The following is a 26,068-nucleotide window of genomic DNA, read 5'->3' as shown; positions in this document are numbered from 1 at the left end:
GCGATACGCACGCCGGGGACTCACAAGTTGATCAAGATATCACCGCCACCTGAAACGGATAGATCACCACGAACCAAGATCAGATGCCCTCTTAGGCCATCAGGAGGACCCGCTTGTGCCGCAAGGAAAAGCCGCCACGAGCGCCGATGCGGAGCACCTGGACCGTGTTTCGAAGTCACACGCGACGACCGCTCTCGGATTCAGCGGATTCCGTTGTGCGCGGAGATCGAGTCGCTCACCGCGCGGGTTTCGTGGCGGATCGCTCTGGTGGCCAGGCGGTCCGCTTCCTCGAATTCGCCGCGTTTCCTGAGCAGCCCGGCGAGTTCGTAACCGGCCCGCGCGTGCCCCGCACCTGCGGCATCGCGCAGCGCCGATTCCACCGCGCGCGAATCGCCGCGTCGCATGGCCACGACCGCGAGCCGGTACAGGCCGTCCGGATTTCCCGCTTCCGCGAACCGCTGGAACCACGTCTCCGCCTCGTCGAGCCTGCCCGCGTCGAGCAGCAGCTCCGCCAGGCCCGCGACGGCCCGGACGTGTCCCGCCTCGGCCGCCCGCCGGAACCACGTCTCGATCTCGGCGAGCCGCTCCTCGGCCCACCCTGGCCAGAGCGCGGAGAAACCTCCCCGCACGGAGCCGGCGGGATCGAGGACGCGCGCCAGCTCGTACATTGCGGGCACGTGCCCGGCCTCGGCCGCCCGCCGCAGCCAGTATTCGGCGCTGACCAGGCTGAATCCCCCGGGTCTCTCCTTCCGGAGCCGCATCGCGATCTTGAACATCGCCACGTCGCTCTCGGCGTCGGCCGCCCGGTCGATCCACTTCGCCGCAGCCTCGTGGTCGCCGCGGTTCCCGAGCAGGATGCCGAGGTTGTTCATCGCACGGCTCTCGCCCCGCTCCGCCAGCGGCCACCACGCGAATTCGGCCACGTCCCAACGGTTCGCGTCGTAGGCGGCGCGCCCGATCATCCACCGCTCGTTGTCGGAAGCGTGGTCGAGGGCACCGCGCCACACGGCGTCGGGCACGTCGGCGACGCTCGCGTGAACGGCATCGGCGAGGTAGTCGAACGCCCGCCAGGTCGCCTGCTCAACGTCGCCCGGAACGAGCAGGCTGGCGACTCCGAGCCGCTGCTCGATCGCCCATTCCCACGCCTCGGCCAGGCTTTCCGGGCGCAGCAGGGCCGCGTCCAGCAGGTAGCCGGTGTGCAGCTCGTCCAGCAGCTGCCGCGGAACCGGCGAGGTCAAGCCGGTGCGGGCCAGGTCGACCGCCGCGGCGACCAGGGCGTGGCCGCGGGGATGTCCCGCGTCGGCGGTGGGAATCCGCGCTTCGCGCCACGCCGTCAGCAACTCCGGGCCGGCCGCGAGGTACTCGGTGACGCCGAAATCGCCGAACCGGGCGCGCGCCTCCCGCAGGCGGTCGTCGCCGGTGGCGGTCGCGCGGGCCAGCTCGCCGTCGGACCACGCCCGATCCAGCAGGACGGGCTGCACCGAGTTCAGCACCCGCATGCCCAGCAGGTGCTCGCCGCGACGCAGGTCGCCGCGGCGCGGCCCGGACCGGAGCTCGCGGTAGAAGCGCGACCGCATGGTGGCGACCACTGGGATCCGGGAACGGGTGAGCCATTCGAGCAGCTCGGGGCTCAATCCCGCGCCGCCCAGGTGCGCCTCAAGGTCGTCGAGCCACAGCATCCACTGCGGCGAATCCTCTTTCACCAGCTCGGGAAGCCGTCGCAGGTCGGATCCCGGGTCGGGCGCGAGGATCCGGTGCCGGGGCAGCACTCGCCGCACCGCCTCCAACGCCGCCCGCGTCTTCCCCACCGTCGACGGCCCCACGACCAGCACCAGCCCGCCGCTCTCGCCGGCTTCGCCGACCCGCGTCCGCAGTTCGTCGTCGGTGTCCCGCGCGACATAGGGCGGCAGGACGCCGCCGTCCCGGTCCGGGCGAGCGCGGTGCACCCCGGCGAGGAACGGATCGCAATCCCCGGTCAGGGGCAGCTCGGCGGGCGACGACACCGGCCGGCTGCCACCGCCGATCACGATGTCGCCGTAGTGCACGCCGACCTGCACGACGTTGCCGTGCACGTCGCGCGCTTCGTTGCGGTATTCGTTCCTCACCACTCGTCCTCGAACCAGCCCTCGGGCGCCGGCTCGGAAGGCAGCGGCACGGGATCCTGGTGGTGCTCGGGGCTGCACGCATTGAACGGGCCGGTGCTGGAGAGCAGAACCTCCAGGTGCGGTTCGAGATGATCGCGGTACCACACGGCCATGCCCGTTCCCGGCTCGTACCGCAGAACCTCCCAGGCATGCCACAGCGCGTGGAACCGCGAGACGGCCTCGGCGTGCCTCCACCACTGCGCGCACCACCGGTACCTGTCCAGCGGACGGCAGTACATCGGCAGGAACCGGTAGACGACGAACTCCTCGACGTTGCGGAAGACCGCCTGCGGCTTTTCGTCGTCCCCCGCCGAAAGAGCCTCTTCCGCGGCGGCGTCGACGATGGCCTCTTCCTCTTCCGCGAGAACGCCATCGTCGGCCGGGGGCATGTCTTCGGTCACCTGTCCTCCGCGACTCGGCACACATCGAGTGCTGCAACGGCGGGCGAATCACCGAGATCGCACGCGCCGCTCACCGCAACCTACCCGGTTCGACGGCACCGGAGGCCGCGATCCGCAGATCATGACCGCCGGTCGCACACTGCCGCACCCCACGTCGGCCGCCCCCTCAAAGTCCACAAGGGAGGGTCAGCTGCGGAACTGGTCGTGGTCGGCGAGGACTTCGTCGATCACGTGCTGTTGGACGGCGGCCCGTTCCCGGTCTTCGTCGATGCATTCCGCCAGCGTCAGCAGGGCCTTCCACAGGGCCCAGCCCCTGGCTCGCGCCCAGGTCGCCTCGTCGTGGCCGACCGCGTCGCGGAACGTTCGACGGCTCTCGCCCGAGAACAGCGTCCACGCGATCACCAGATCGCAGGCCGGATCGCCGACTCCCGAGGTTCCGAAGTCGATCACGGCCGCGAGTTGTCCGTTGTCCACCAACAGGTTTCCGAAAGCGATGTCGCCGTGGAACCAAACGGGCTCGTCGCGCCATTCGGTCGTCAGGGCGGCGTGCCAGACCGCGGCGGCCCGAGCCGAGTCGACGCGCCCGTCGAGAACGGCCAGGCAGCGGCGGGTTTCCTCGTCGTAGTGGCCCACCGGCGCTCCCCGGTAGAAGCTGTGGGCGCCGGCGAGCGGGCCTCCGGTGGCGTCGCAGCGCTGCAGGGCCTTGATGAACTCGGCCAGCGAAGCGGCGAACCGCGGCATGTCGTCGATGCGGCCTCGATCGGCCGTCTCGCCGGGCAACCAACCGCGCACCGACCACGGAAAGGGGTATCCCTCGCCCGGGGCGCCCTCGGCCAGGATCGGCGGCACGGCGACCGGCAGCGACGGCGCCAGCCGCGGCAACCAGCGGGTTTCCTTGGCGATCGCGGGAACGTAGCCGGCGGCGGTGGGCAGCCGCACCGTCATGTCCGCGCCGAGCCGGTAGGTCCGGTTGTCCCAGCCGTCTACCTCCACCGGAGTCACGGGCAGTCCGCTCCACCGCGGGAACTGCGCGTCGATGAGACGTTCCACCAGAGCTGCGTCGATACCGGCGCGGCCGTCCGGGGCGTTGGAATCCATTTCCCGATCATCACGCAGGCGACGGCCACACTCGAATGGGGGCCGCGTTCGACACGGCCGGGATGCGGAGCCGCCTCGAGGCGCGAGCGTCGACCATTCGGGTTCTCGGCGGGCGGCAGGCCGCGCCGAATCCGATACTCGGCGCCGTGAATTCCTGGCCGCACCAGCCACTTCGCCCGGCGGGGATGCGTGCCGCGGCCAGTCGACCGATGCGCCGGTGGGCACCGGCGCGGAACGCTCGTGAGGTGAATCCCGTGGAGTTGACCGTTGTCGGCTGTTCCGGAAGCGCTCCGTCGCCGGAATCGCAGTCATCCGGATATCTGCTGCGTTCCGGCGACAGCCGGATCGTGATCGACCTGGGGAACGGAACGCTGGGGCCGCTGCAGAAGTGGATCGACCCGTTCGACATCAACGCCCTGTTCCTGACGCACCTGCATCCCGACCACTGCGCGGACTTCGCGCCGCTGGTGGTGTACCTGCGGTTCCGGCCGAACCAGCCGTACGACCCGAAGCAGCACCGCCTGCCCGTCTACGCGCCGCCGGAGGCACCGAGCAGGCTGGCCGCCCTGTACGCGCCGAACGCGGAGCAACTCGCCGAGACCGACCTGTCGGACGTCGTCGAGTTCCTCGAACCGCCGGTCGAACCGGTCCGCATCGGGGCGTTCGAGGTCCGCGCGTTCGCGGTGGACCACCTGTGCCCGACCTGGGGTCTGCGCGTCGAAGCCGAAGGCAGGGTGTTCGCCTTCACCGGCGACACCGGTCCCAGCGACGGGATCACCAAGCTCGCGGAAGGCGCCGACGTGCTGCTGTCCGAGGCATCCTGGCTCGACTTCCCCGACCAGCCCACCGGAATGCACCTGTCCGGCAAGCAGGCCGGCGCCGCGGCGGGCGCGGCGGGAGCCCGGCGGCTGCTGCTCACCCACTACTCCCCGTGGACCGACCAGGACGCGCTGGCCCAGGAAGCCCGCGACGCCTTCGACGGCCCCGTGGAAGTCGTCCACGCCGGCACCACCTACACCATCTGAACCTGTCGAAAACACCTGCGCCACAACGAAATCACCGATGCGGCAGCCGGTGCCCGGCTCACTCCGCGTGCCGGGCACCGCCTTCGGCGTGGTCGGCGAGCTGGCGCTGCTTGGCCTCCTCGACACCCGCCAGGACCTGCGGGGTCACCGTGCGCAAGAACGCCGGCACCGTGATCAGGACCGCCAGGGCGAACACGATGAAGGCCGCGCGCATGCCGAAGAACTCCGCCAGCAGCCCGACCACACCGGCACCGACCGGCATCGCGCCCCAGCTGAACAGCCGCGCCACCGCGCTGTAGCGGCCCATCATCTCCGGCTCGACCAGGTACTGCGCGATGGTGCGCGCGTTGACCGCCCACAGCGTGCCGCCCATGCCGCCCAGGAACGCGCCGAGGGCCAGGATCCACAGCTCCGTGGTCAGCACCGGCGTCGCCACCATCGCGAAGGTGCCGACGAGGTCGGCGAACAGGGCCCAGCGGCGTCCGATGAGGCGGTTCACCGCGGTGACCGTCAGCGCTCCGACCAAGCCGCCGATGCCGAGCGCGCTCAGCAGCATCCCGTACTCGCGGGCGTCCAGGTTCATCATCGTGGTCGCCATCAGGGGCATCAGGGCCAGCCACGCTCCCCAGCAGGAGCACAGCACGGTCAGCACCAGGGCCATCAGCCGCAGCAGGCGCTGCCGCCACAGGTACTGCAGACCGCTGCCGATCTGGCGGCTCACGCTCTCCGGGGCCTGATCGGCCGGCCGCGACACGCGGAACCGGCCGATCAGGAACACCAGCACGACCGTGCCCAGCACGTACCCGGCGGCGGTGGCACCGAGCGCGAAGGCGCTTCCGGCGGCGATCAGCAGGCCGCCGACGAACGGGCCGCAGAACTCGTTGCAGACCGTCTCCGCGCCGGTGATCCAGGCGTTGGCCCGCTCCCGCCAGCGCGGGCCGACCGCCGTCGGCGTCAGCGCCATCGCCGAGGTCAGCGCGATCACTTCCGCGATCCCCAGCACCGCCCCGCCGACCAGCAGCAGCGGCAGGCTGATCGCGCCGGAGAACTGGGCGAACAGCAGCGCGGCGAGCGTCAGCAGGCGCAGCGCGTTGGCCAGCCACAACAGCATCCGGCGGTCGAACCGGTCGACCAGCACGCCCACGTGCAGCGCCGTCAGCAGCCACGGGAGCGTCAGCGTCAGCGACACCGCCGCCACCGCGGCCGGTGAGGAGGTCAGCGTCGTCGCGATCAGCGGCAACGCCATCTTGATCACGCCGTCGGCCAGGTTGGTGATCGCGGTGAACACCACGAGGACCAGCGTGTTGTGCGCGCTGCGATCGCGGGGCTCCTCGGGCGCCGCCACGTCCGGGGGCGCGTGCTCGGCGAGTCGGTCGGTCATCTCAACGCACCTCGATATAACCAGTGAAAGCGTTTAGGTGGATAGTAGCGACGTGAATCATTGCACAGCCATCCCGCGAATGGGTAACCTGTCATTACTTTGACCGGTTATCGAACGTCAGGGGAGGTGACCCGGTGACCGATCCATCGGCGCAGGCGGAGTTGATCATCGCCTTCGCGAACACCCTCGACATCGAGGACGAAACCGATGCGCTCGCCGACGCCGCGGGCCTGGCCCGGTGGCTGGTCGACGCCGGGCTGACCGGGTCGACGCCCGTCGTCACCGCCGACGACCACGCGCGCTGCCACCGGTTCCGCAGCGGCGTCCGGGAAGTGCTCGGCATCGACGACAGGCGTTCCCACGTGCTCGCCGACGCCGATTCGGTCCTGCGCGAGCTGCCGCTGCTGGTCTCGGCCTCCGCTGCGCTGCAGGACGGCGGTCCCGCCCTGCAGCCGGCACCGGAGTTGCCCGTCGTGCACCGGGCGTTCGCCGGCCTGGCGTCCGCGCTCGCCGTACTGCTGATCACCGGCGAGATCGAGCGGATCAAGCGCTGCCCGGCCGAGGACTGCGGCTGGGTCTTCTGGGATTCCTCGAAGAACCGCAGCCGGCGCTGGTGCTCGATGCGCGTCTGCGGCAACCGCAACAAGGCCCGCAGCTTCGCCTCGCGCAACCGCCGGCCACCGGAACCGGCCCGGTGACCGGCGAACACCACCGCGGTCACGTCACCGTGGCGTAGCCGCCGCGGTGGAACACCAGCGGGCGCTTGTCCGCATCGCCGGTGCGTACCGCCGCGACGCGCGCCAGGAACAGCACGTGGTCCCCCGCCCGGTGCGCGACGTCGACGTGGCATTCCAGGCCGACCACCGCTCCATCGACCAGGATGTTGCCCGCACCATCGACCTCGTCGCCGAGTAGCAGCGCGGCGTCGCGGCCGCGTGGTCGGTCCCGGCGGGCGAACGCCGCCGACAGCTCCTCCTGTTCCGCGCTGAGCACGTTGATCGCGAAGCTGCCCGCATCGTCGATCTCGGGACGGATTCGCCCGTCCGCGCGCACGCCGATGAGCACCATGATCGGGTCGAGGGACACCGACACGATGGAGTTGGCCGTGATCACCTCGGTCTCGGCCCCGCTCCCCCTCGTGATCAGCGTGACGCCGGTGGGGAACAGCCCCATCGCTCGCCGGAACGTCGCACTGTCCAGCGGCACGCGAACATCCACGTGAGCAGTCATCGTCGTCACCGCCGCCCTGCGGTCGCGGCCAGGCTGCCGCCCAGCGCATTCCGGTCGATCTTTCCGTTGGGGTTGAGCGGGAAGAGCTCGAACGCGACCACCGTGCGCGGCACCATGTAGCCGGGCAGGCGGCGCCCCAGCGCGTCGATGAGGGCCTCCTCCACGAGCGGCTCGCCGGTGTAGGCGGCGGCGAGTTCGACCTCTCCGTCCTCGCCCCGGATCGCCAGCACGACCGCGTCGGTGACGCCGGGCTGGTCCCGCAGGGCGGCCTCGATCTCGCCCAGTTCCACGCGGTAGCCGCGGATCTTCACCTGGTGGTCCAGGCGGCCCAGGTGCACCAGCTGCCCCTGCTCCACCGCCACCCGGTCACCGGTGCGGTACCAGTGCGCGTCGGTGAGCGGCTCCGTCCCGTCGTACACCTTCGCCACGTCGCCGTCGAAGGTGACGAAGCGACCGCCGTCGTTGGCCGGATCGACGTAGCCGGGGAACCGCTGCGGTCCGCGCAGGCACAGCTCACCGGTGTCGGCCGGCCGGCCGTCCTCGTCCAGCACGAGGTGCTGGAGGTGCGGGTAGGCGGTCCCGATGGGCACGGTGCCGTTGGCCGGGCGGACCCACTCGGCCGGATCGCGCGGCAACCGGTATTCGGTGCAGGTCACCGTCATCTCGGTCGGCCCGTAGATGTTCTCCAGCACCGAATTCGGCGCCGCCAGCTGCCAGGTCTCCGCCTGCTGCAGCGTCAGCGGTTCGCCGCAGAACAGGCTCCACCGCAGCGTCGGCATGCTGCCGGGCCTCAGCCCGCGCAGCCGCGTCGCCAGCGAGACCACCGACGGCACCGAGTTCCAGTGCGTGATCCGGTTCCGTTCGACGAACCGGACCGGCGCCAGGATGTCGTTGCGGGTGGGCACCACCAGCGTGGCGCCGGCGCCCCAGGCGGTGAACATGTCGTAGACCGACGGATCGAAGGTGAGGTCGAAGGTCTGGGACAGCCGGTCGCCGGGCCGGACGCCGTAGCGGGCGATGACGTGCGCCAGGTAGGCGCCCACGTTCCGGTGCTGGAGCTGCACGCCTTTGGGCCGGCCGGTGGAACCGGAGGTGAACAGGATGTACGCGAGATCTTCCGAGCCCGCGGTCGATTCCGGCAACTCCGGCGCGCGCCGTTCGGAGAACTCGTCCAGCGCCTCCTCGCTCAGCTGCAGCACCGGGATCGGGAACTCGGCGGCCACGTCGTCCTGCACCAGCACCAGGTCGAGTTCGGCCTGCTCGGCGATGGCGATGTTGCGCGCCGCGGGGAAGGCCGGGTTCAACGGGATCACCGTCGCGCCCAGGCGCTGGACGGCGAGGTATCCCGCGTAGGCCGGCACGCTGCGCGCCGCGAGCAGTCCCACCCTGGCCGGCACCGTGCCGTCGTTGCGGTCGATGATCGCCCTCGTGATGCCTGCCGCCAGGTCGGCCAGCTCCGCATAGGTCAGGGCCCTGCCGCCGACCTCCAGCGCGATACCGCTTCCGTTCGCAGCCACCGATGCCGCGAACCAGTCGTACATCGTGGTCTTGCCGGTCATCGTCGTCATCCTCTCCAAAAAGCTTGCGGTGCTTGGCTGATCAGTTCTCGGGTCACCTCGGTCAAGTGGGCGAAGGTCTTGGTCACCAGTCCGGGCCTGGGCCGGGCCCGGCGGGCGGAATCCAGCGCGAAGCGCAGCGATCTCGGCAGCTCGCCCCAGGCGTCCAGCGCCGGCTGCGCCTGTTCCGCTGCGAGCAGGCCCGCGGAGACGAAGGCGGTCAGCTGGAAGCGGTGGTGGCGGGCGGCGGCCCACACGTCCTCGATGTGCGCCGCCAGTGATTCGGTGCCGCCGCTGATGTTCTCGGCGATCTCGTCCAATGCGGACACCGTGTCTCCCGGCCACTCCCGGGACGCTCCAACGGGTGTGGCCGTTCGGGTGAGCCACCGGTAGTGCTCGTACGGCGGCAGCGAGACCTGCTCGCCGAGAGCGTGCGCATCCCGGTTCCGGACGGCCTCCGACGGCGAGTGCACGGGAGTCATGATCCGGCGCAGCTCGTCATCGGTGAGCCACACGTCTTGCGGGTGCTGTTCCCCGGTCGGCAGCAGGGCCGCGAACTCGTCGACGACGTGCCAGGCGCCGTCGGCGTTCTCGGTCACGAGCACCCAGTGCGGTGCTCCTCCGCCCGAGGAACCGGGCGCCCAAGGCAGATAACCGGTGTTGGCGACGGCGAGCACGCGACCCCGCGAGGTCAGCTCGTCGCGCAGAGCAGTCGCGCACTCCGCCCACTCGGCCGCGCCGGCGTAGGCCAGTTCGCCTCGATCGATGCGTGCGTGGTGGGAGAAGATCAACCCACCACCGGCGTGCGGTCGCACGCGCAGCCGCACCGCTTCGGCCAGCCGCCACCACACCTCCGGCTCGTCGGCGGCGAGGTATGCGGCGAGATTGGCCGTGTAGCAACTCAATTCGGCCTGGCCGCGCACTGTTGCAGTCACGCTTTCCCCTCCTCTCCTGCCGGCCCGAAGGCACAGCTCAGCGGCACCTCAGAAGCGCCGCGCAGGCTCACCCAGCGGTAAGCACCCCAGGTTCCGGCGCCGGCACCCGGCGGCACGTCGATCGCCCACGGGCGCCCGCCGATGCCCTCGCCCGTGGCCTTCACGCACGCCTCCTGCACCGTCCACACCCAGGCGAACTCCAAAGCCCGCCGCGCTGACGGCAACTGCAGGACTTCGTCGGCGTAGGCGCGCAAACAGCGCCGCACCAGCGCACGCTCGACCTTCTCCGGCGCGCCCTGCACGTCGACCCCGACATCGCGGCCGGCGGCGACGCACACCGCGACGACGCCGCTGTCGTGCGAAACGCTCACGCCCAGGCCCTGGTCGCCGAGCAGGTGCGGTTTGCCGTTGCCGGAGGCCGTCACCTCCAGTTCGGCGGAGTGCGGGTACAGCTCCCGCAGCATCGAGCGCAGCAGGCTCCGGCCGGCCAGGAACTCGCGCGCCCGCCACGACGGCATGTCTGCGGTGCGGGCCAGATCCGCGGGGTGCGAGCGCTCCGGAACCCGCTCGATCGCACCGGTGCCCACCCAGGTGCGCTCCGCCACCTCGATCAGCCGGCCGTGCATGGCCAGGCGCTCGGATCCAGTTCGGCCAGCACCACCACGGCGTCGTCGGCGACCGTCGATCGCACGACCTCCGTGGTGCCGCCGCCGATGCCGAAGATCGCGGCCTGCGCCCGCAACCGCTGGGCGCCGGTCGGCGTGAACCCCTCGGCGCCCTGCAGCTGGGCGCACTCGGCGAGCACCTTGTCCACAGTGGATCCGACTGCGGCCTTCAGCAGCGCCGCCGCGGAGGTGTCGTACCGGCTCGCGATGCGATCGCTGAGCTCGCGGGTCAACGCGTCCAGCTGCCGCAGATCGACCAGGCAGGTGGCGAAGCGCTGCCGCACGCTGTCCAGATCCCAGAGCGTGCCCTGCTGGTGCGGCCGCACCGACAGACCACGCAGCGTGTGTTCCAGAGTGCGCCGGCACAGCGCCAGCGCCCACAGCGCTCCCGCCAACCGCTCGGTGGCGATGTGCCTGGCGAAGCTCGCCAGGCCGCGCCCCGGACGGCCCACCACGTGCGACCGTTCCAGCCGGACTTCCTCGAACGTCACGTCACCGACGCCGGAGCCGTCGAACAGATCGGACTCCGCCGGGCGCACGGCCACTCCGGTGGCCGCGGCCGGCACCAGGACCCACGTGAAGTTTGTGAAGTGGCGGCCGCTGCGATGCCGGGCCAGGACCAGGAACTCGTCGGCCGTCGTCGCATTGGTGATCCACCGCTTGGTGCCGTTGAGCACGATCTCGCGCTCGCCGAGCAGCACTTCGGTCTCCAGGGCCGTCAGATCGGATCCCGAGCCCACATCGGTGGCGGCCAATCCGACGGTCGCCGCACCGCTGAGCGCCCGGCGCAGCGTCTGCGCGGGCAGACCCTCGTCACCGGCGAGGATCGGCAGCACCGTGGCGAGCTGCACGCACGTGGAGAGCGTGGTGCCCACCGGGAACCGCTCGTCCACCGCCGCCAGCACGCGGGCCAGGCGCGACGGGATCACACCGCCGCCGGCCGACCCGTGCCGGTACACCTGCTCGATCAGGCCGGCCTGCCCCAGCGCCGCCCAGATCTCCTTGGCCGAGGCCGTCGCGGCGAGCTCGTCGAGAACCTTCTCCAGCGCGTCGAAGCCGGGCAGTTCGACCATCGGCTCCAGCGACAAGGCGGTCGTCTCAGACAAAGCGCACCTCCGCGTCCATCAGGGCCAGCCGGCCGTCCGCGAGGTGCAGGCGGTCGTTGCTGTAGTTCAGGGCCGCGGACCGCAGGTCGCGCAGCGCCAGCTCCAGCCGGGTCGGCGAATCCTTGAGGTAGCCGTGCCGCAGCCCCACCGCGGAGACCAGGTCGTCGACGGCGTCGTGGCACTGCTCGGCGGCGGTGATCTTGAGGGCGTTGAGCAGCAGTTGGTTCCTCGGCGACGACAGATCCGAGGCGGTGCGCACCATCTCCTCGGCCCGCCACAGCAGGGCGTGCACGGTGTCCAATCGCTGCCGTGCCTTGGAGATCCTGCTCAGCAGCAGCTCGGATTTGACGTCGAACCGCTTGCGCCCGGCCGGGCTCCGCAGCATGTGCAGCACACGTGACAGGGCTCCGGCGGCGGTGCCGAGCCACGCCGCCGACCACCCGAGGTGCGCCATCGGGGCGAAGATCGAGCTGGAGATCTCGGCGAAACCGCCTGGCACGCCGACGATCTGGTGCGCGGGCACGGTTCCGGTCAGCTGCAGCGCGATGCTCTGGCTGGCGCGCATGCCCATCGGCTGCCAGTCGCCGGAAGCGCTGGTGACGAGCTGGTCGCGGTGGGCGTAGACCAGGGACACCTGGTTCGGCGAATCGGCCGCGACCGCGCGCATCGTGATCAGGAACCCGTCGGCGTGGGCGCCACCGGTCACGATCGGCGCGAACCGGTCGACGGCGAGCTGCTCGCCGTCGGAGCGCAGCGCCGACTCGGCGCTGAGCAGGTGCCCGCCGGTGCCGATCTCGGTGGTCACCGACGCCAGGTACTCCGCGCCGCTGCCCAGCCGGGCCAGCAGCTCCGACCGCAGCGGCTCGGCCGCGTGCCGGACGACCGCGGCGACCTGCTGGCAGTGCATCGTGAAGACCATCGCCAGCGACATGTCCACGCGCCCGAGCCGGATGCCGATCTTGAGCACATCGGCGACGCTGCCGCCCAGCCCACCGTGCTCGACGGGCACCATCAGGCCCAGCAACCTCGTGCGGCGGAGTTCTTCGAGAGCCGCCACCGGGAACACCGCGTCCCGGTCCGCGTCGGCGACGTGGTTCTCGGCGACCGCGGCGACCTCGTCGGCCAGCGCGTCGAACGCGACGCGCTCCAGCGCCGGGGCGCTCATGCCCGTTCCCGCCTCTCCGCGCTTCACAGTTGTGGTTGCGTCCGGCTCGATCTCGCGTTTCACGGTTTCTCGTGGCCGGTTTGCGTCACGTTCCCCTGAGGTGCGGTTGAGCAGGACTGGAGTCGACACAGGGCTGCTCATGCCACGGCCTCCGGTATCTGCGCGGAGACCACGCGCCACAGGCTCCCCGCGGTGGCGAAGGTGTCGTCGTTGAGCTCGTCGTCGGGCAGCGCGATGCCGTAGGCGTCCTCGATGGCGAACAGCAGCTCGATGGCCTGCATGGAGTCCAGCCCGAGCTCGCGGAGGCTCGCATCTTCGGTGATCTCGCGGCCGCCGGCGAACTTCAGGAACGGAACCAGCAGCTCGATGAAACGTGCGTCCATTGTGGTCATTCCTCTCGGTTGATGCGGATCAGTTCCAAGCGGGAAACCTGCGGGGGCCGCTGCGGATCGTCGCCGTCGACGACCACTTCCGCGGGCATCGGGTGCCCGAGGAAGGCCAGCAGGCTGGCGTAGAGTCCGTAGGCGCCGACGTTGGGCACGGCGAGCACGTCGCCGGGCACCACCTCGGGCACCTCCGCCGACCGCGCCCAGAGGTCGAGCGGCGTGCACAGCGGGCCGGTGATCATCGCGGTCATCGGGGCTCGCCCCCGCTCCTCCCCGACGAGGTCGGGCACGAGCGGCGGAACGCGGCGCAGCCCGGCCATGCCGCCCAGGTGGTTGATGCCCGATTCCAGCACCACCACGGCGCGGCCGTGCGAGTGCTTGACGTCGAGCACCTCGGTCACCAAGGTGCCCGCGGTGCCGACCAGGTAGCGGCCGGCCTCGAACACGATCTCGGGCGCCGGGCGCGGGATTTCCTCGTGGAAGAGGCGCTCCAGCTCGGTTTTCAGGCCGTCCAGCGCGATGCGCTCGCCGCGCCTGGCGAACGGCGCCCCGAAACCGCCTCCGAGGTCGAGCACCTGGATCGCCGCTCCGTGCGCGGTGAGGACGTCGGTGAGCCGCGCCGCGGTGCGCACCGAGTGGCGGAACTGCGCGACGAGGTCGTCGACCGTGGCCAGGTTGGTGCCCATGTACAGGTGCAGCCCGTGCACCCGCACGTGCTCCCGCCCCGCGAATCGCGCGGGCTCGGCCAGCACCCATGCCACGTCGGCACCGAACTGGGATGCCACGCCGGTCATGGCCAGCCCTTGCCCGGCGGCCGGCTGGTCGTCGTTGATCCGCAGCAGGCACCTGACCGCGACGTCGTGGGCCGCGGCGATGGCTTCGAGCTGGTCCAGCGCGACGGCGGAATCGACCGAGAACTCGCGCACACCCAGCCGCACCGCCCGGTCGAGATCCACGTCGCGCTTGCCCGGACCGGTGTAGAGCACCTGCTCGGCGGCCCAGCCTGCCTCCAGCGCCGCGTCGAGCTCGCCTGGAGAGCAGACCTCGGGCAGCGCACCACCGGCTCGGAGCTCGCGCAGCAGCGCCGGGTGCGGATTGGCCTTCAGCGAGTAGTAGAGACCGGCCGAGTCGGGCAGCGCCGATCGCAGGTGCGCGTGGTTGTCGCGCACCACGGCCAAGTCGTAGACGTAGGCCGGCGTCTGCGCCGCGCCGAGCTGGTCGCGGATGCCGCGGCGCTCCCGCAGTGCCTCAACCATGGTCGGCCTCCAGCATCGCGGTCATCGCCTTGCGGTCGACCTTCCCGTTGCCGGTCAACGCGATCCGCTCGACCACCAGGCACCGGCCGGGGATCTTGAACTCCTCGATCTCGGTGCGCATCGCCGCGAGCACCTCGTCCGGACCGGTGTCGGCGACCACCATCAGCACCGCCCGCCGCGCGCCCTCGGGCGGCAGCACCGCGGCGGAGCTCACGCCGGCGACGCGCCGCGCCGCGGCCTCGACCTCGGTGGCGCTCACCCGGAAGCCGCGCTCCTTGTAGATGTCGTCGCGCCGGCCTTCGAAATACAGGTGGCCGTCCTCGTCGACCCACCCGTAGTCGCCGGTGCGCAGCTCGGGGAACAGGTCCTCGCGGCGGAGGAACCGGCGGGCCGACATCTCCGGCTGCCGCCAGTACCCGGCCATCACGTTGGGCCCGCGCACGGTGATCTCGCCGACCTGCCCCGGCTCCAGCCGACGGCCTTCTCCGTCCACTGTGAACACTTCGGTGCCGGGCAACGCCTTCCCGCAGGTACCGGGGCGCCGCAGGTCGTCATCGGGTTGGGCGATCGTCGCGCGTTTGCACTCGGTGAGCCCGAACATCAGCTGCACCCGCAGCCCCGGGATCGCCTCGCGCAGGCGCGCCAGCACCTGGGCGGGCATCGCCGCGCCGGTGTTGGTCACCAGCCGGAGCGCGGGCACCGCTGTCGCCCGCCGGGCCAGCAGCCTGCCCAACGCCTCGGCGACCGCAGGCACGGCCGGCAACACCGAGGCGCCTGCCTCGATCAGGTTCGCCAGCAGGCCGGGGCCGACCTCGGCCGGGCGCCCGAGCCAGACGTGCGCACCCGAGGCGGCGCCCAGGAACAGCTGGTACATGCCGTAGTCGAAGGACATCGGCAGCGGGCAGTACACCACGTCGTCGTCCCGGTAGCGGAGCACCGACTGGATCGCCGTGACGGCGAAGGTCACCTGCTGGTGCGTGCTGACGACCGCCTTCGGTGTCGAGGTGGTGCCGGAGGTGTAGATCAGGAACAGCGGATCCACCGCCAGCGGCTCCTGCCCCGGCACCTCCTGCGATCCCGTGCCCAGCCGCGCATCGAGCTCCGCGCTGCCCAGGACGGTGATCCCGCGGGTGCGGGCGGGCCGGGTGACCGCATCGGAGATCACCAGCACGGGCTCGCAGTCGTCGAGCACGTGCTCCAGGGCTCGGTCGGTGGTCTGCTCGTGCAGCAGCGAGATGACCGCGCCGAGCCTCGATGCGGCGTAGACCAGCGCCGGATGCAGCACCGCGGACGGCAGCAGCACGACGATACGCTGTCCACGTCGGACACCGCGCTCGTGCAGCACCCGGGCCAGGCGGCGGCTGGCCGCGGCCAGTTCGAGGTGGGTCAGCGTGCGGCCGGCGGCAGTGATCGCCGGGCGTTCCGGCCAGCGCTCGGCCGCGTCGTCGAGCAGCTGATGCAGCAACGTCATGGCAGAACTCCCTCCGTGGGCACGGCCGCCGGCGGCCTGATCACTTGGCACAGGTCGTCGAGGCGGTGCAGGTTCTCGGGCAGGAGGTCGGCGGCGTCGATGTCGGCGCCCAGCTCGCTTTCCAGCCGTTCGACGATCTCCACCAGCCGGAACGAGCTGAACCGCGGCAGCGAGGTGAAGCTGACGCCGCCGAGCAACTGCTGCTCGGCCACGTCCAGCACCGACGCCACGACCCCGGCGACCGACCGCCGCCATCCCTCGTCGCCGAGCTCGAAGACGTCGCGGTCGGCGGCCAGCGCCTCCCGGAAGCGCTCCACGACGATGGTCGGCTCCGGTCGTCCGCGCGCGACGCGCCGGTAGGCCAGGTAGGTCTGCTCGACCAGCCCGTCCCATCGGCTCAGGTGCTCGTCGAGCGCGGCCCGCAGCGGCAGCCCGCGGTGCCGGCGGAACGCGGCGTGCAGCTTGCGCGATCTGGCCAGCAACCAGGTTTCCAGCGTCAGCCGGTCCAGGGCCGACACGCGGTTCGGATAGGACTGGTACGCGGCCAGGTATTCCTCGAAGTCGCCGTCGTCGACCGCCGCGACGGGATTCGGCGCCGCCTCGGGCGCGAAGTGCAGGATCTGCGCCGCACCCGCCAACCGGAGGTCCGGGAACTGCCAGCTGCCGGGTGTCGCCGGGCCCCACTGCGTGTCGTTGGCGTAGGCGTCGACCACGGTGCCTTCGGCACTGAGCAGGAAGCTGTGCTCCATGTGCCGCTGCCGGAAGTACGGAACCCACGGCAGCTCGTAGGCGTCGGCGATGACGTAGGCCTGCGCACCGGGCTGCACGGCGGCGGTGAGGATCTCGCCGGTGACCGTGCGCTCGTCCGTGACGCGCAACCCGAGCAGGGTTTCCGCGTCCGCCAAGTGCTGCTCCAACGTCGGTTCGACGGTGGGCAGCTGCTCGGCGCGCCACCGGAACCGCAGTGCCGCACCGAGGTTCAGGTGCGTGCCCGGGCCGTGGTGGCGGTCGGCCAGCACCGCGAGGTTCGCCTGCATGCAGTCGAGCAGGTTCGACCGCACGGAATCCACCGCTGTCACGACTGCCTCCCCACCGCCGAAAGCGCGTGGGCGCCGGCCACCTGGTCGAGCCCGGAAACCGCGGCCACCAGCGCCTCCGGCCGCGGCGCGACGTCGCTGAGCTCGCCGTCGAGGAACTGCTGGTAGGCGGCCAGATCCAGGTAGCCGTGGCCGCTCGCGCACACCAGCACGCCGCGCTCGGCGCGCAGACCCTCGCCGCCGCCGGTCGCCAGCTTGGCCGCGGCGGCCAGGGCATGACCGGATTCCGGTGCCGGCAGGACGGTTTCGTGCACGGTCAGCAGCCGGCCCGCCTCCAGCGCCTCGACCTGGCCGATGCCCATCGCCTCGATCTGACCGGCGTGCCGCATCGCCGAGACGACCTTCGCCGCGGCGTGGAACCGCAGCCCGGCCGAGTGGGAGTCGGGAATGACGTAGTCGCTGCCGATGGTGTACATCGCCTCCAGCGGGCCGGTGCCGGTGGCGTCGGTCTGGTCGTAGGCGTACACGCCGCGGGTCAGCTTCGGCGTGGTGCTGGACTCCGCCGCCACCAGCATCGGCGCCGGTGCGCCGGTGGCAGCGGCCTCGGCGTGGAACGGCAGCGCGATGCCGCCGAAGTTGGAGCCGGCGCCGACGCAACCGACGACCGCGTCGACGTCGGCTTCGAGCTCGGCCAGCTGCTGCTGGGCTTCCTGCCCGATCACCGACTGGTGCAGGATGCTGTAGGTCTCGCCGCTGCCGATGCAGAACGCGGCGCCGTCGGTGGCCTTGGCGTACTCCACCGCCTCGCCGATGGCCAGCGACAGGCTGTTGCCGCGAGTGCCGTCGTGATCGCGGCCGACCGCGGTCAGGTCGCTGGGGCTGGCGTGGACCTCCGCGCCGAGCATCCGCATGAGCACGCCGCGGTAGGGCTTGCGGCTCAGGCTGGAGCCCACCATGAACACCGTGCAGCGCAGGCCGAACAGGGCGCAGGCCGCGGCGAGCGCGGTTCCCCACTGCCCGGCGCCGGTGCCGGTCACGAGCTCCCGCACTCCGGCGCGGGAGTAGTAGTAGGCCTGCGCGAGCGCGGTGTTGAGCTTGTGGCTGCCGGAGATGTTGCCGCCTTCGTACTTGACGTAGATCGGCACGCGGGCACCGATGGCGCGCTCGAAGCCGGTCGCCCGCCACAGCGGCGTCGGGCGGAACTTCCGGTAGGCGTCGGCGATCGGCTCGGGGATCGGCCAGAACTCCTTGCCCGACATGCTCTGCCGAACCAGTTCCAGCGGCAGGTTGGCCTGCACGGATTGCCCGTTGGCGACGCGCGGGCTGCGGTCGCTCGGGAGTTCGTCGAGGTGCGGCAGCACGCTGCGCCAACTCGTCGGCAGCACAGTTCCGCCTCTCCGCGATTCACAGTGGTGGTTGCGTTCGGGATCGATCTCGCGTTTCGCGGTTTCTTGTGGCTGGGTTGCGTCACGGTCCCCTGAGGTGCGGTTGAGCAGGACTTCGGTTGGCACAGAGCCGCTCATGCGGTCACCTCCCCGGCCTCGGCGACCACGTTGATCAGGTCGTTGACGGTGCGGAACTGGCGGCCGACGAACAGGTCATCCGAGAGCTCGATGCCCAGTTCGTCCTCCAGGCGGACCAGCATTCCCACGAAACCGAGGGAATTGACCGTCAGCCGGTCTCCGTTGAGCGGCTCGTCGTCCGGGATCTGCGCCGGGCGCAGGGAAATCCGCGACTCGGCGATGACCACTCGTTTGACGGCGTCGGCGACCGCGGCGCGGTCGAGCGCGACTGTGGACATGGAATCCTCCTCCGCAGGCGGGTTTTCAGCGGACCGTGCTGCGCAGCGTGCCGTTGGCCGCCACCAGCCAGGTGTAGGTCAGCAGCGAACGCAGCGTCACCGGGCCGCGCACGTGCAGGCGGCCGGTGCTGATGGACACCTCGGCACCGAGGCCGAGGGTGGGACCGTCGTGCAGCCGCAGCGATCCGTTCACCACGATCGCCGCGGCATCGACCTGCTTGACGAACTCGTCGGCGATCCGCTCGTCGCCGGCGACCACGCCTTCGGTGTGCATCGACCCGAACCGGCCGATGTGCTCGACCGCGTCGGCCAAGCCGTCCACGACCCGGACGCCGATCGCCGGTGCGAGGAATTCGCGGCCGAAGTCGTGCTCGGCCAGCGGCTCGATCCGCCACGGCACCTCGCCGGTGCTCGCCGGCGCGGCGATGCGCTCGTCCAGCTTGAACGTCACCTCTTCCTCGGCGGCGTCGGCGAGCGCTGCGACGAACTGCGCGGCCACCGGCTCGTCGACGAGGACGAGTTCCAGGGTGTTGCAGGCGGTGGGTTCGGCGAGCTTGCTGTCCAGCGCCGCCGCCGCGGCCAGCGCGAGATCAGCGGATTCGTGCACGTAGAGGTGGTTGACGCCGCCGCCGCTGGCGATGACCGGGATCGAGCTCGCGGTCCGGCAGTAGTCGATCAGCGACGGGCTGCCGCGCGGGATGAGCACGTCGATCGCGTCGCCACGGCCGAGCAGTTCACGCAGTACGGCACGGCTCGGATCGTCCAATGTGGTCACCATACCGATCGGCAGGCCGGCGGCCGCCAGCGCCTTGTCCACCACGGTGGACAGTGCGGCGTTGGTGGCCGCGATCTCCTTGCCACCGCGCAGGATCGCCGCGTTCCCGGTGACCACCGGCAGCAGCGCGCCCTCGACGGTGACCGTGGGCCGGGCCTCGTAGACCATCAGCGCGACGCCCAGTGGCTTGGGCACCTTGCGCAGGGAAGCGGTGCGGCCCACCGGAGTCGCCGGGCCCGGCTTGAGCGCCTCGGGAAGCTCCTCGGCGACGCTGCGGGTCAGCGCCCGCAGCTGCGGCAGGTGCGCCTCTCCCAGCCGGATCCGGTCGACCAGGACCGGAGGCAGGCCGCGCTCCTGCGCGGCTTGGACGTCGCGGGAGTTGGCCTCCAGGACCATCGGCCACGATTCGGTGAGGGCGCGGGCGAGTTCGTCGGGATAGCGCAGGAATGCCGGGTCGCCGACCGGCGGAGCGGTGGCGTAGGCGAGCCGGGACGCGCGGAGCAGTTCGTCGGTCATGGTCTCCTACCACATGAATTGGCCGCCGTCGACGATCAGCTTCTGCCCGGTGAGGTAGCTGCTCTGCGCGCTGACCAGGAATTCCAGGGCGTCGGCGATGTCGTCGGGGGAACCGATGCGTCGTTGCGGGATCTCGGCCAGCACGGCGGCCCGGTGCTGCGGGTCGTCGAGCCGGAACCGCGTGATGAGTTCGTCGGTTTCGGTCATGCCCGGGATCAGGCAGTTGACCCGGATCGTCGGTGCCAGCTCGGTGGCCAGGCATTTGGTCAGCTGCAGCAGGCCGGCCTTGCTCGCCGCGTAGTTCACGCCGTTGGCGCGCGGGCGGATTCCGGTCGTGGCACCGATGTTGACGATGTTGCCCGCGCCGGCGTCCAGCATCGCCGGGGCGAACGCCTTGATCAGGTGGAACGGTCCGGACAGGTTCGTGTCGATCACCTGCTGCCAGTCGGGGGCGGTCAGTTCCAGGAACGGCCGGTCGATGTTGATCCCGGCGTTGTTCACCAGCACCGACGGCGTGCCGTGCTCACCGAGGACCTGTTCGGCGAACGCCTCGACCGATCGCGGGTCGGCGATGTCGGCCCGGATCGGCGTCACGCCCGCCTCGCCGAAGCCCTCCGCCGCGGCGCGGTCGTTGCGGTACACCGCGATCACCCGGTATCCGAGCTTGCTCAGCCGCGCGCTCAGGGCCGCGCCGATGCCCCGGGTCCCGCCGGTGACGATCGCGAGTTCGGTCATGCTTCCTCCAGGGTGTTCAGGAACTCGTCGAGGTGGCCGAGCACCGGTGCCAGGTGCGGGCGTTCGAGCACCTCGAAGTGCCCGCAGTCGACTTCCGCCGTGCGCAGGTGGCCCGCCAGGTTCCGCCACGCCTTCGCGTGGTCGGGGTTCTCCCGGAGGCACGCCACCAGCAGGGCAGGCCCGGGATAGCGCTGCCGCGCGCGGTAGTTCGACGCGGCGGTGATGTGCGCGTCGGTGGTCGCGCGGACCCGCTCGTCATCCGCCTGGCCGGCGATCACGTCTCGCAGCCGGCCGCGCTGGTCCGCCTCGACGGGCTCGGGAACGGCCGGGCTGTCGACCATCACCACGGCCGGTCGCCGCCCGCGCTCGGCGTAGCGCAGCGCCAGCTCCCAGGCCAGCGATCCGCCGAGCGACCAGCCGAACAGCAGGCTCGGCGCGCCCAGCGGTTCCAGAACCGCCCAGTATCGCTCCACCATCGCCGGCACCGCTGCGTCCGGTCGTTCACCGGCCATCAAGCCGCTGGCGCGCACTCCGTGCACCGGGCCGCGCCGGGCCAGGTGCGCTGCCACGCCGAGGCAGGGCCCGATACCGCCGCCCGCGGGCGGCAGCACGACCGACAGCGGGCCGGTGCCCCGCTTGATCGGCACGAGCAGCGACGGCTCGGCCAGCGCGCCGGTCATCGTTGCGCCCCTTGCTCGCGCAGGGCCGCGGCCATGCCTCCGACGGTCGGATCGGTGAAGAAGTCCAGGATCGTCAGCTGCACCGCGAACTCCTCCTCGATCCGGGTCAGCGCGGTCAGCGCGTTGAGCGAATGAGCCCCGAGCTCCAGCAGCGACCGGTCGACCGGCGGCAGCCCGTCGCCGAGCAGGTCGACCCACATCCGCTGCAGCCACGCCTCGATCGGGTCGGCCGACAACGACGCGGCCGGTGCCGCGGTGCGCTCCTCCGCCAGCAGGTCCGCCGCGGCCGCCACCAGCGCGGCCCGGTCGACCTTCCCGTTGGCGGTGGTCGGGATCTTCTCCACCACGGCCACCACCGCGGGCACCATGTAGCCGGGCAGTCGCGCCGCCAGCTCCCGCCGCACCTCGGCGGGCTCCGGAGTCGAATCCCGCTGGGCGGTCAGGAACAGCAGCAGCCGGCGCGCCGCCGCGTCACCGTCGACCGCCGCCACCGCCAGGCGCACGCCGGGCAGCTCCTGCGCGGCGGCCTCGATCTCGCCGAGTTCGACCCGGAAGCCCCGGATCTTGACCTGGTCGTCGTTGCGGCCGAGGAACACCAGCTCGCCGTCCGCCGCCCACATCACCTGATCGCCGGTGCGGTACCGACGGCCCGCGGGCGCTCGGTACGGATCGGGCAGGAACCGCTCGTCCGTGCGCTGCGGATCGTTGACGTAGCCGCGCGCCGGGCAGCAACCGCCCAGCAGGAGCTCACCGAGAACACCGCGCGGCGCCAGGTGCCCGGTGCGGTCGACGACCTGGGCGGTCACGCCGGTGATCGGCCGGCCGATCGGGACGTGCGAGTCCCAGTGGTCGGCGGCGGTCGGCGAGAACGTGGTCACCGCGTGCGTCTCGGTCGGGCCGTAGAGGTTGACCAGCTCGATTTCCGGCCGCTGCGCGAAGAACCGCTTGATCTGGGCGGTCACGACCAGCTGCTCGCCCGAGACGCACAGCCGCCGGATCGCCGGCAGCTCCTCCCCCGCCGCCTCCACCGCCTGCACGAACGGTGCCAGCGCGGCGACCGGCAGGTACACGTGCGTGACGGCCTTGTCGCGCACATGCCGCACCAGCGCGGGGAAATCGCGGCGGTCGACGTCGTCGCGGGCGACGACGGTGCCGCCGGAGACCAGGGTCGGCACGATCTCCTGGAACGACACGTCGAACCCGCACGGCGCGTACTGCAGGAACCGGGTCGTCGAGTCCATGCCCAACGCGTCCACCTGCCAGGCCGTGAGGTTGACCAGCGGCGCGTGGTGCATCAGCACGCCCTTGGGCTTGCCGGTGGATCCCGAGGTGAACATGACGTACACCGCGTCCGCATCGGCGCCGGGGTCCTCGACCAGGTGTGTCGATGCCGGATCGGCATCTCCCGGCGCCACGACGCGCACGCCCGGGATCGGGGCATCGGCCACGGCCAGGCGGCATTCGGCCTTGTCGAGCATGTAAGCCAGCCGCTCGTCGGGCAGCGATGGATCCAGCGGCAGGTAGGCGGCCCGCAACCGCAGCACCGCGAGGATCGCGACGACCGTGTCCAGCAGCGAGCCGGTCGCCAAACCGACGACGTCGCCGGCGCGCACGTCGCACTGCTGCAGCCGGGCGGCCATCGCAGTGGCCGAGGAGTCCAGTTCCGCGTAGCTGATCCGCCGGCCGTGCTCGTCGACCGCGATCGCGTCGGGCTGCGCCGCGCAAGCTTTCCGCAGCCAGCCGTCCAGATCGGCCGCTGCGGGCTCGACGCCGAACCCGTCGGAGCGCTCGGTTTCCACTGTGGACGCGTCGTCGAACAGCTCCGACAACCGCACGCCGATATCCGCGGCGGCCGCGCGCAGGGCGCTGCGCAGCGAGTCCACGATGCCGTCGACGATCGCCGCCGGGAGCAGCGTCCGGTCGTGCTCCAACTCCAGCAACCAGCCACCGCCGGTCGGCGTGACGCCCAGCCACAGGTCGAACTTCGCGGTTCCGGTGCCGTGCTCGCGAAGCTCGCGCACCGGCGAATCCGGCGCGACGTCGGTGGAGTCCTGCATCGCGAGCATGCAGGAGAACAGCGGGTTGCGGTTGCCACCGCGATCGGGGTCGACGTGCCGGACGATGCGCGTGAACGGCACTGCGGCGTTGGCCCTGATCTCCTGCACGCGCGGGGTCACGTGCTCGCGCACGTAGGTGCCGAAGCTCGTCTGCCACGGCACGTCCACGACCAGCGGCAGCGTGTTGACGAAGAACCCGCACAGGTCGAAGGAGCCGATCGTGCGCCGCGCCAGCAGCGGAGCGCCGAAGACCACCGAGTCCTGCCCGCTGTGGCGCGCGAGCACCGTGGCGTAGATCGCCGAGAAGAAGGTGAACGCGCTGATGTCCAGGGCGCCGCAGGCTTCGTCGACCAGCCGGGATTCCTCCGCGGTGAGCCGGATTTCGACGCGTTCGCCGCTGAAGTCGGTGGCCGTCGGGCGGTTCGGTTTCGGGTGCAGAACCGTCGGCGAGGTCTGCCGCAGCGACTCGGCCATGGCGTCGACCGCGGCCGCTGCCTCGGGAGTGTCGGCCGCGGCGACCTGCGCCCGGAGTTCCTTGTGCAGCGCGCGTTCCCGCTTCTCCCGCAACGCCTCGACGTCGAGCGCACCGATGAGCGCGCGGCTGAAGTCGTCGACGAACGGGCGCAGCGAGAACCCGTCGAAGACGGTGTGGTGCACGACCAGCAGCAGCACGGCACGGCTGCCATCGACGGCGCGCAGGTGCGCTGCGCGCAGCAGCGGCGGTTCGGCCAGGTCGAATGCCGTGCTCGCAAGCTCGGCCAGCAACGCCTGCTTCGCCGCGTCGAAGTCCGCGGCGGGAGCCGGCACGATCCGAATCGGCACGCTGTCCGCCGGGATCGGATCCGCCACATCTGCGTGCGGGCGAGGGCTTTCGCGCAGGCCGGTGCGGAGCGCGGGCTGGACCGCGAGCACATCCGCGAGCGCGGAGCGGATCTGCCGGCCGCCGAAGGCGGGATCCAGCCCGATCTCGGCGACGACGTTGTAGAGGTGGGCGGCCGGCACAGCGCGGTGCACGACCAGCAGGCCCAGCTGGGATTCGGTCAGCGGCGCGGCGGCCGCCGGATCCTGCTCGTCCCGGTTGTCCGCCGGGGTCACGACCGCGGTCACCGGATCGCTCCGGCTCGCGCCTGTTCGGGCAGCAGGTCGCGCAACCACCGCCGGAACTGGCCGACGGTTTGGATCCCGCCGAGCTGGCCGGCGTCGATCTCGGCGTCGTCGTCAGGCAGCAGGCCGACGACGATGCGCACGGCGGTCAGCGAATCGATGCCGACCTCGATCAGGGTGGAATCCTCACGCCACGGCACGCGCACGAATTTGGCCAGCTGGGCGTCGATTTCCTTCGGAATCGCTTCCGTCATGACCACTCTCCCCAAAGAAAGCACAACTCTGGACGCGGATTTTCGGTTGACATCTAGACCTGCCGGTCGTCGGGCGAACTGCTCCGCTACTCGTCGCGGTGGTGCTCGGGATCCAGCACGCGTCGCAGCGCGGCCGGCGCCGACAGGAACCTGAACTGATCACCCGGGAGCGCGTGCGCGGCAACGCGACCGAACTCGCGCCACCCGTCCATCGACACCGGCGGCACCTCGTCGTCGCCGGTCCAGCCGACCGCGGTCACCCGGACCCGGCCGGGGACGCCACCGGCGGGCCGGTAGGCGGCGGCCGAGGCCAGATCATCCCGGAACACCCGGACCTGGGTTTCCACCAGCGACGGCAACGGGTTTCCGCCCATCTCCAGGATCACCCGGCACATCACCTCGGCCAGCGCCGCATCGGTGGCGCAGCGCAGGTGATCCGGCGGACGAGCACCCGGTGCGGGCTGGGCGGAGACGAACACCTGCAGCGGTTCGCGACCGCCGGTTTCGGCCAGCCTGGCGGCGGCCTCGTATCCCAGCAGTGCTCCGGAGCGGTGCCCGAAGAAGCCGAGCGGTCGCCGTCGGTAGGCTTCGAGCCCGCACGCGAGTTCCGCGGCGAGTTCCCGGCAGGACGACGCTCGCGGTCGCCGGCCGAACACCTCCCTCCCCGGCAGCCGCACCGGACAGATCTCCCAACGGCCGATGTTGCGCGGCCACCTGCGGTACGTTTCGGCGCCGCATCCCGGGTGCGGCAGCACGAACAGCAGTGCCCGGCTGCCTGGATCGGGTTCGCGCAACAGCCAGCGGGACCATCCGGAGACGTTGCGAAGCATTGACCCGCTCCTCTCCGGATAGGCGCACCGACTCGGTTCCCGGCGCCGCGGAATCCGGTCGATCGCGGGCTCCGGCGCCGTGTTCTCAGACGATCCACGAAGGCACCATCAGCGACCTATCACCGCGCCATCACCGCGCACCGCCGGAGCGATTGGAAGATGACAGCCGCGAAACGGCGGCCTGATAAGTCGGCTTCCTAATGTCGGTGGCAGTTCCGGTTCACGCCGATGGCCGGCATCGAGAACGCCACGTCAAAACCGCAGGGAGCAGTCATGTCCTTCTGGAAGAAGATCGCGATCGCCTTCACCGTTCTGGCCGCCGTCCCGGTCACCGGTGCTCTCGCCGCCGCCGACGACGCTCCGGCCGCCATCGCGGCTTCCGCCATCGACGACACTCCCTGGGGCTGACCCCACGACCGGGGGGCGTGGTGTGGGGGGTGGTTGGCAGGAGGGGCGCCAC

At 71.3% G+C, this 26,068-nt stretch carries 25 protein-coding genes; 3 read left to right on the top strand and 22 right to left on the bottom strand.

The window, feature by feature from the left end:
* Positions 1-200: 200 nt before the first annotated feature.
* From AB0I53_RS43600 to AB0I53_RS43590, 3 genes are all read right to left on the bottom strand, one after another.
* A complete protein-coding gene (locus AB0I53_RS43600; RefSeq protein ID WP_358615453.1) occupies positions 201-2,105 on the bottom strand; it encodes a hypothetical protein in 1,905 nt (634 codons plus the stop codon).
* A complete protein-coding gene (locus AB0I53_RS43595) occupies positions 2,102-2,545 on the bottom strand; it encodes a DUF4913 domain-containing protein (RefSeq protein WP_358615451.1) in 444 nt (147 codons plus the stop codon). Before AB0I53_RS43595 ends, AB0I53_RS43600 begins: the two co-directional genes overlap by 4 nt.
* 186 nt (positions 2,546-2,731) lie before the next feature.
* Entirely contained in the window at positions 2,732-3,643 is a 912-nt protein-coding gene (locus AB0I53_RS43590) for an aminoglycoside phosphotransferase family protein (RefSeq protein WP_358615449.1), read from the bottom strand.
* 254 nt (positions 3,644-3,897) lie between these two features.
* Here AB0I53_RS43590 and AB0I53_RS43585 point away from each other — a divergent pair, with 254 nt between their 5' ends.
* Positions 3,898-4,668, top strand: coding sequence for an MBL fold metallo-hydrolase (locus tag AB0I53_RS43585; protein ID WP_358615447.1), 771 nt, complete (start codon positions 3,898-3,900; stop codon positions 4,666-4,668).
* 58 nt (positions 4,669-4,726) lie between these two features.
* On the opposite strand, the gene AB0I53_RS43580 is transcribed toward AB0I53_RS43585, so the two are convergent.
* Positions 4,727-6,049: an MFS transporter gene (locus AB0I53_RS43580; RefSeq protein WP_358615445.1), complete on the bottom strand. Its 1,323-nt coding sequence runs from the start codon at positions 6,047-6,049 to the stop codon at positions 4,727-4,729.
* Positions 6,050-6,183: 134 nt separating this feature from the next.
* On the opposite strand from AB0I53_RS43580, the gene AB0I53_RS43575 reads away from it, so the two are divergent.
* Positions 6,184-6,747 carry a CGNR zinc finger domain-containing protein gene (locus AB0I53_RS43575; RefSeq protein WP_358615443.1) on the top strand — a complete coding sequence of 188 codons (564 nt, stop codon included), beginning with the start codon at positions 6,184-6,186 and terminating at the stop codon, positions 6,745-6,747.
* 19 nt (positions 6,748-6,766) lie between these two features.
* Here the strand turns inward: AB0I53_RS43575 and AB0I53_RS43570 are convergent, their stop codons facing one another.
* From AB0I53_RS43570 to AB0I53_RS43485, 18 genes are all read right to left on the bottom strand, one after another.
* Positions 6,767-7,279, bottom strand: coding sequence for a flavin reductase family protein (locus AB0I53_RS43570; RefSeq protein ID WP_358615441.1), 513 nt, complete (start codon positions 7,277-7,279; stop codon positions 6,767-6,769).
* 5 nt (positions 7,280-7,284) lie between these two features.
* Entirely contained in the window at positions 7,285-8,838 is a 1,554-nt protein-coding gene (locus tag AB0I53_RS43565; RefSeq protein ID WP_358615439.1) for an amino acid adenylation domain-containing protein, read from the bottom strand.
* 5 nt (positions 8,839-8,843) lie between these two features.
* Complete coding sequence (locus AB0I53_RS43560) at positions 8,844-9,770, bottom strand: hypothetical protein (RefSeq protein WP_358615437.1); 927 nt, start codon at positions 9,768-9,770, stop codon at positions 8,844-8,846.
* The gene (locus AB0I53_RS43555; RefSeq protein WP_358615435.1) at positions 9,767-10,396 is read right to left on the bottom strand and encodes a 4'-phosphopantetheinyl transferase superfamily protein; all 630 of its coding nucleotides are present in this window, start codon (positions 10,394-10,396) and stop codon (positions 9,767-9,769) included. The genes AB0I53_RS43560 and AB0I53_RS43555 overlap by 4 nt, the downstream gene beginning before the upstream one ends.
* On the bottom strand, positions 10,381-11,541 hold the full coding sequence (locus AB0I53_RS43550) for an acyl-CoA dehydrogenase (protein ID WP_358615433.1): 1,161 nt from the start codon (positions 11,539-11,541) through the stop codon (positions 10,381-10,383). Before AB0I53_RS43550 ends, AB0I53_RS43555 begins: the two co-directional genes overlap by 16 nt.
* Positions 11,534-12,706 (bottom strand): acyl-CoA dehydrogenase family protein, encoded by a 1,173-nt coding sequence (locus tag AB0I53_RS43545; RefSeq protein ID WP_358615431.1) that lies wholly within the window; start codon positions 12,704-12,706, stop codon positions 11,534-11,536. The genes AB0I53_RS43550 and AB0I53_RS43545 overlap by 8 nt, the downstream gene beginning before the upstream one ends.
* 137 nt (positions 12,707-12,843) lie before the next feature.
* Entirely contained in the window at positions 12,844-13,089 is a 246-nt protein-coding gene (locus AB0I53_RS43540) for an acyl carrier protein (RefSeq protein ID WP_358615429.1), read from the bottom strand.
* A 5-nt stretch (positions 13,090-13,094) separates the two neighbouring features.
* Complete coding sequence (locus AB0I53_RS43535; RefSeq protein WP_358615427.1) at positions 13,095-14,348, bottom strand: type III PLP-dependent enzyme; 1,254 nt, start codon at positions 14,346-14,348, stop codon at positions 13,095-13,097.
* Positions 14,341-15,819 (bottom strand): class I adenylate-forming enzyme family protein, encoded by a 1,479-nt coding sequence (locus AB0I53_RS43530; RefSeq protein WP_358615425.1) that lies wholly within the window; start codon positions 15,817-15,819, stop codon positions 14,341-14,343. The genes AB0I53_RS43535 and AB0I53_RS43530 overlap by 8 nt, the downstream gene beginning before the upstream one ends.
* Entirely contained in the window at positions 15,816-16,898 is a 1,083-nt protein-coding gene (locus AB0I53_RS43525) for an acyl carrier protein (RefSeq protein ID WP_358615423.1), read from the bottom strand. The genes AB0I53_RS43530 and AB0I53_RS43525 overlap by 4 nt, the downstream gene beginning before the upstream one ends.
* On the bottom strand, positions 16,895-18,241 hold the full coding sequence (locus tag AB0I53_RS43520) for a TrpB-like pyridoxal phosphate-dependent enzyme (protein ID WP_358615421.1): 1,347 nt from the start codon (positions 18,239-18,241) through the stop codon (positions 16,895-16,897). Before AB0I53_RS43520 ends, AB0I53_RS43525 begins: the two co-directional genes overlap by 4 nt.
* Before the next feature lie 134 nt (positions 18,242-18,375).
* The gene (locus tag AB0I53_RS43515; RefSeq protein ID WP_358615419.1) at positions 18,376-18,657 is read right to left on the bottom strand and encodes an acyl carrier protein; all 282 of its coding nucleotides are present in this window, start codon (positions 18,655-18,657) and stop codon (positions 18,376-18,378) included.
* A gap of 25 nt (positions 18,658-18,682) precedes the next feature.
* The gene (locus tag AB0I53_RS43510) at positions 18,683-19,948 is read right to left on the bottom strand and encodes a glutamate-5-semialdehyde dehydrogenase (RefSeq protein ID WP_358615417.1); all 1,266 of its coding nucleotides are present in this window, start codon (positions 19,946-19,948) and stop codon (positions 18,683-18,685) included.
* A gap of 6 nt (positions 19,949-19,954) precedes the next feature.
* Complete coding sequence (locus AB0I53_RS43505) at positions 19,955-20,683, bottom strand: SDR family oxidoreductase (protein ID WP_358615415.1); 729 nt, start codon at positions 20,681-20,683, stop codon at positions 19,955-19,957.
* Complete coding sequence (locus AB0I53_RS43500) at positions 20,680-21,363, bottom strand: thioesterase domain-containing protein (protein WP_358615413.1); 684 nt, start codon at positions 21,361-21,363, stop codon at positions 20,680-20,682. The genes AB0I53_RS43505 and AB0I53_RS43500 overlap by 4 nt, the downstream gene beginning before the upstream one ends.
* A complete protein-coding gene (locus AB0I53_RS43495) occupies positions 21,360-24,527 on the bottom strand; it encodes an amino acid adenylation domain-containing protein (RefSeq protein WP_358615411.1) in 3,168 nt (1,055 codons plus the stop codon). The genes AB0I53_RS43500 and AB0I53_RS43495 overlap by 4 nt, the downstream gene beginning before the upstream one ends.
* Positions 24,524-24,778, bottom strand: a complete 255-nt coding sequence (locus AB0I53_RS43490; RefSeq protein WP_358615409.1) for a hypothetical protein — start codon at positions 24,776-24,778, stop codon at positions 24,524-24,526. Before AB0I53_RS43490 ends, AB0I53_RS43495 begins: the two co-directional genes overlap by 4 nt.
* 86 nt (positions 24,779-24,864) lie before the next feature.
* Complete coding sequence (locus AB0I53_RS43485) at positions 24,865-25,608, bottom strand: thioesterase domain-containing protein (RefSeq protein WP_358615407.1); 744 nt, start codon at positions 25,606-25,608, stop codon at positions 24,865-24,867.
* A gap of 228 nt (positions 25,609-25,836) precedes the next feature.
* Here AB0I53_RS43485 and AB0I53_RS43480 point away from each other — a divergent pair, with 228 nt between their 5' ends.
* The gene (locus AB0I53_RS43480) at positions 25,837-26,016 is read left to right on the top strand and encodes a hypothetical protein (protein ID WP_358615405.1); all 180 of its coding nucleotides are present in this window, start codon (positions 25,837-25,839) and stop codon (positions 26,014-26,016) included.
* Positions 26,017-26,068: the final 52 nt, after the last annotated feature.

The organism is Saccharopolyspora sp. NPDC050389 (assembly GCF_040655595.1).
GTDB lineage: Bacteria > Actinomycetota > Actinomycetes > Mycobacteriales > Pseudonocardiaceae > Saccharopolyspora.
Note: the sequence above shows the minus strand (reverse complement) of the source record. Positions and strands in the feature narration are given on the sequence as shown.

Coding starts and splice junctions, on each gene's coding strand:
- AB0I53_RS43590 (WP_358615449.1), bottom strand. CDS start 3,643: ATGGATTCCAACGCCCCGGACGGCCGCGCCGGTATCGACGCAGCTCTG.
- AB0I53_RS43515 (WP_358615419.1), bottom strand. CDS start 18,657: ATGTCCACAGTCGCGCTCGACCGCGCCGCGGTCGCCGACGCCGTCAAA.
- AB0I53_RS43570 (WP_358615441.1), bottom strand. CDS start 7,279: ATGACTGCTCACGTGGATGTTCGCGTGCCGCTGGACAGTGCGACGTTC.
- AB0I53_RS43535 (WP_358615427.1), bottom strand. CDS start 14,348: ATGGTTGAGGCACTGCGGGAGCGCCGCGGCATCCGCGACCAGCTCGGC.
- AB0I53_RS43545 (WP_358615431.1), bottom strand. CDS start 12,706: ATGAGCGCCCCGGCGCTGGAGCGCGTCGCGTTCGACGCGCTGGCCGAC.
- AB0I53_RS43500 (WP_358615413.1), bottom strand. CDS start 21,363: ATGACCGGCGCGCTGGCCGAGCCGTCGCTGCTCGTGCCGATCAAGCGG.
- AB0I53_RS43510 (WP_358615417.1), bottom strand. CDS start 19,948: ATGACCGACGAACTGCTCCGCGCGTCCCGGCTCGCCTACGCCACCGCT.
- AB0I53_RS43540 (WP_358615429.1), bottom strand. CDS start 13,089: ATGGACGCACGTTTCATCGAGCTGCTGGTTCCGTTCCTGAAGTTCGCC.
- AB0I53_RS43480 (WP_358615405.1), top strand. CDS start 25,837: ATGGCCGGCATCGAGAACGCCACGTCAAAACCGCAGGGAGCAGTCATG.
- AB0I53_RS43490 (WP_358615409.1), bottom strand. CDS start 24,778: ATGACGGAAGCGATTCCGAAGGAAATCGACGCCCAGCTGGCCAAATTC.
- AB0I53_RS43565 (WP_358615439.1), bottom strand. CDS start 8,838: ATGACCGGCAAGACCACGATGTACGACTGGTTCGCGGCATCGGTGGCT.
- AB0I53_RS43505 (WP_358615415.1), bottom strand. CDS start 20,683: ATGACCGAACTCGCGATCGTCACCGGCGGGACCCGGGGCATCGGCGCG.
- AB0I53_RS43530 (WP_358615425.1), bottom strand. CDS start 15,819: ATGACGTTGCTGCATCAGCTGCTCGACGACGCGGCCGAGCGCTGGCCG.
- AB0I53_RS43580 (WP_358615445.1), bottom strand. CDS start 6,049: ATGACCGACCGACTCGCCGAGCACGCGCCCCCGGACGTGGCGGCGCCC.
- AB0I53_RS43485 (WP_358615407.1), bottom strand. CDS start 25,608: ATGCTTCGCAACGTCTCCGGATGGTCCCGCTGGCTGTTGCGCGAACCC.
- AB0I53_RS43555 (WP_358615435.1), bottom strand. CDS start 10,396: ATGCACGGCCGGCTGATCGAGGTGGCGGAGCGCACCTGGGTGGGCACC.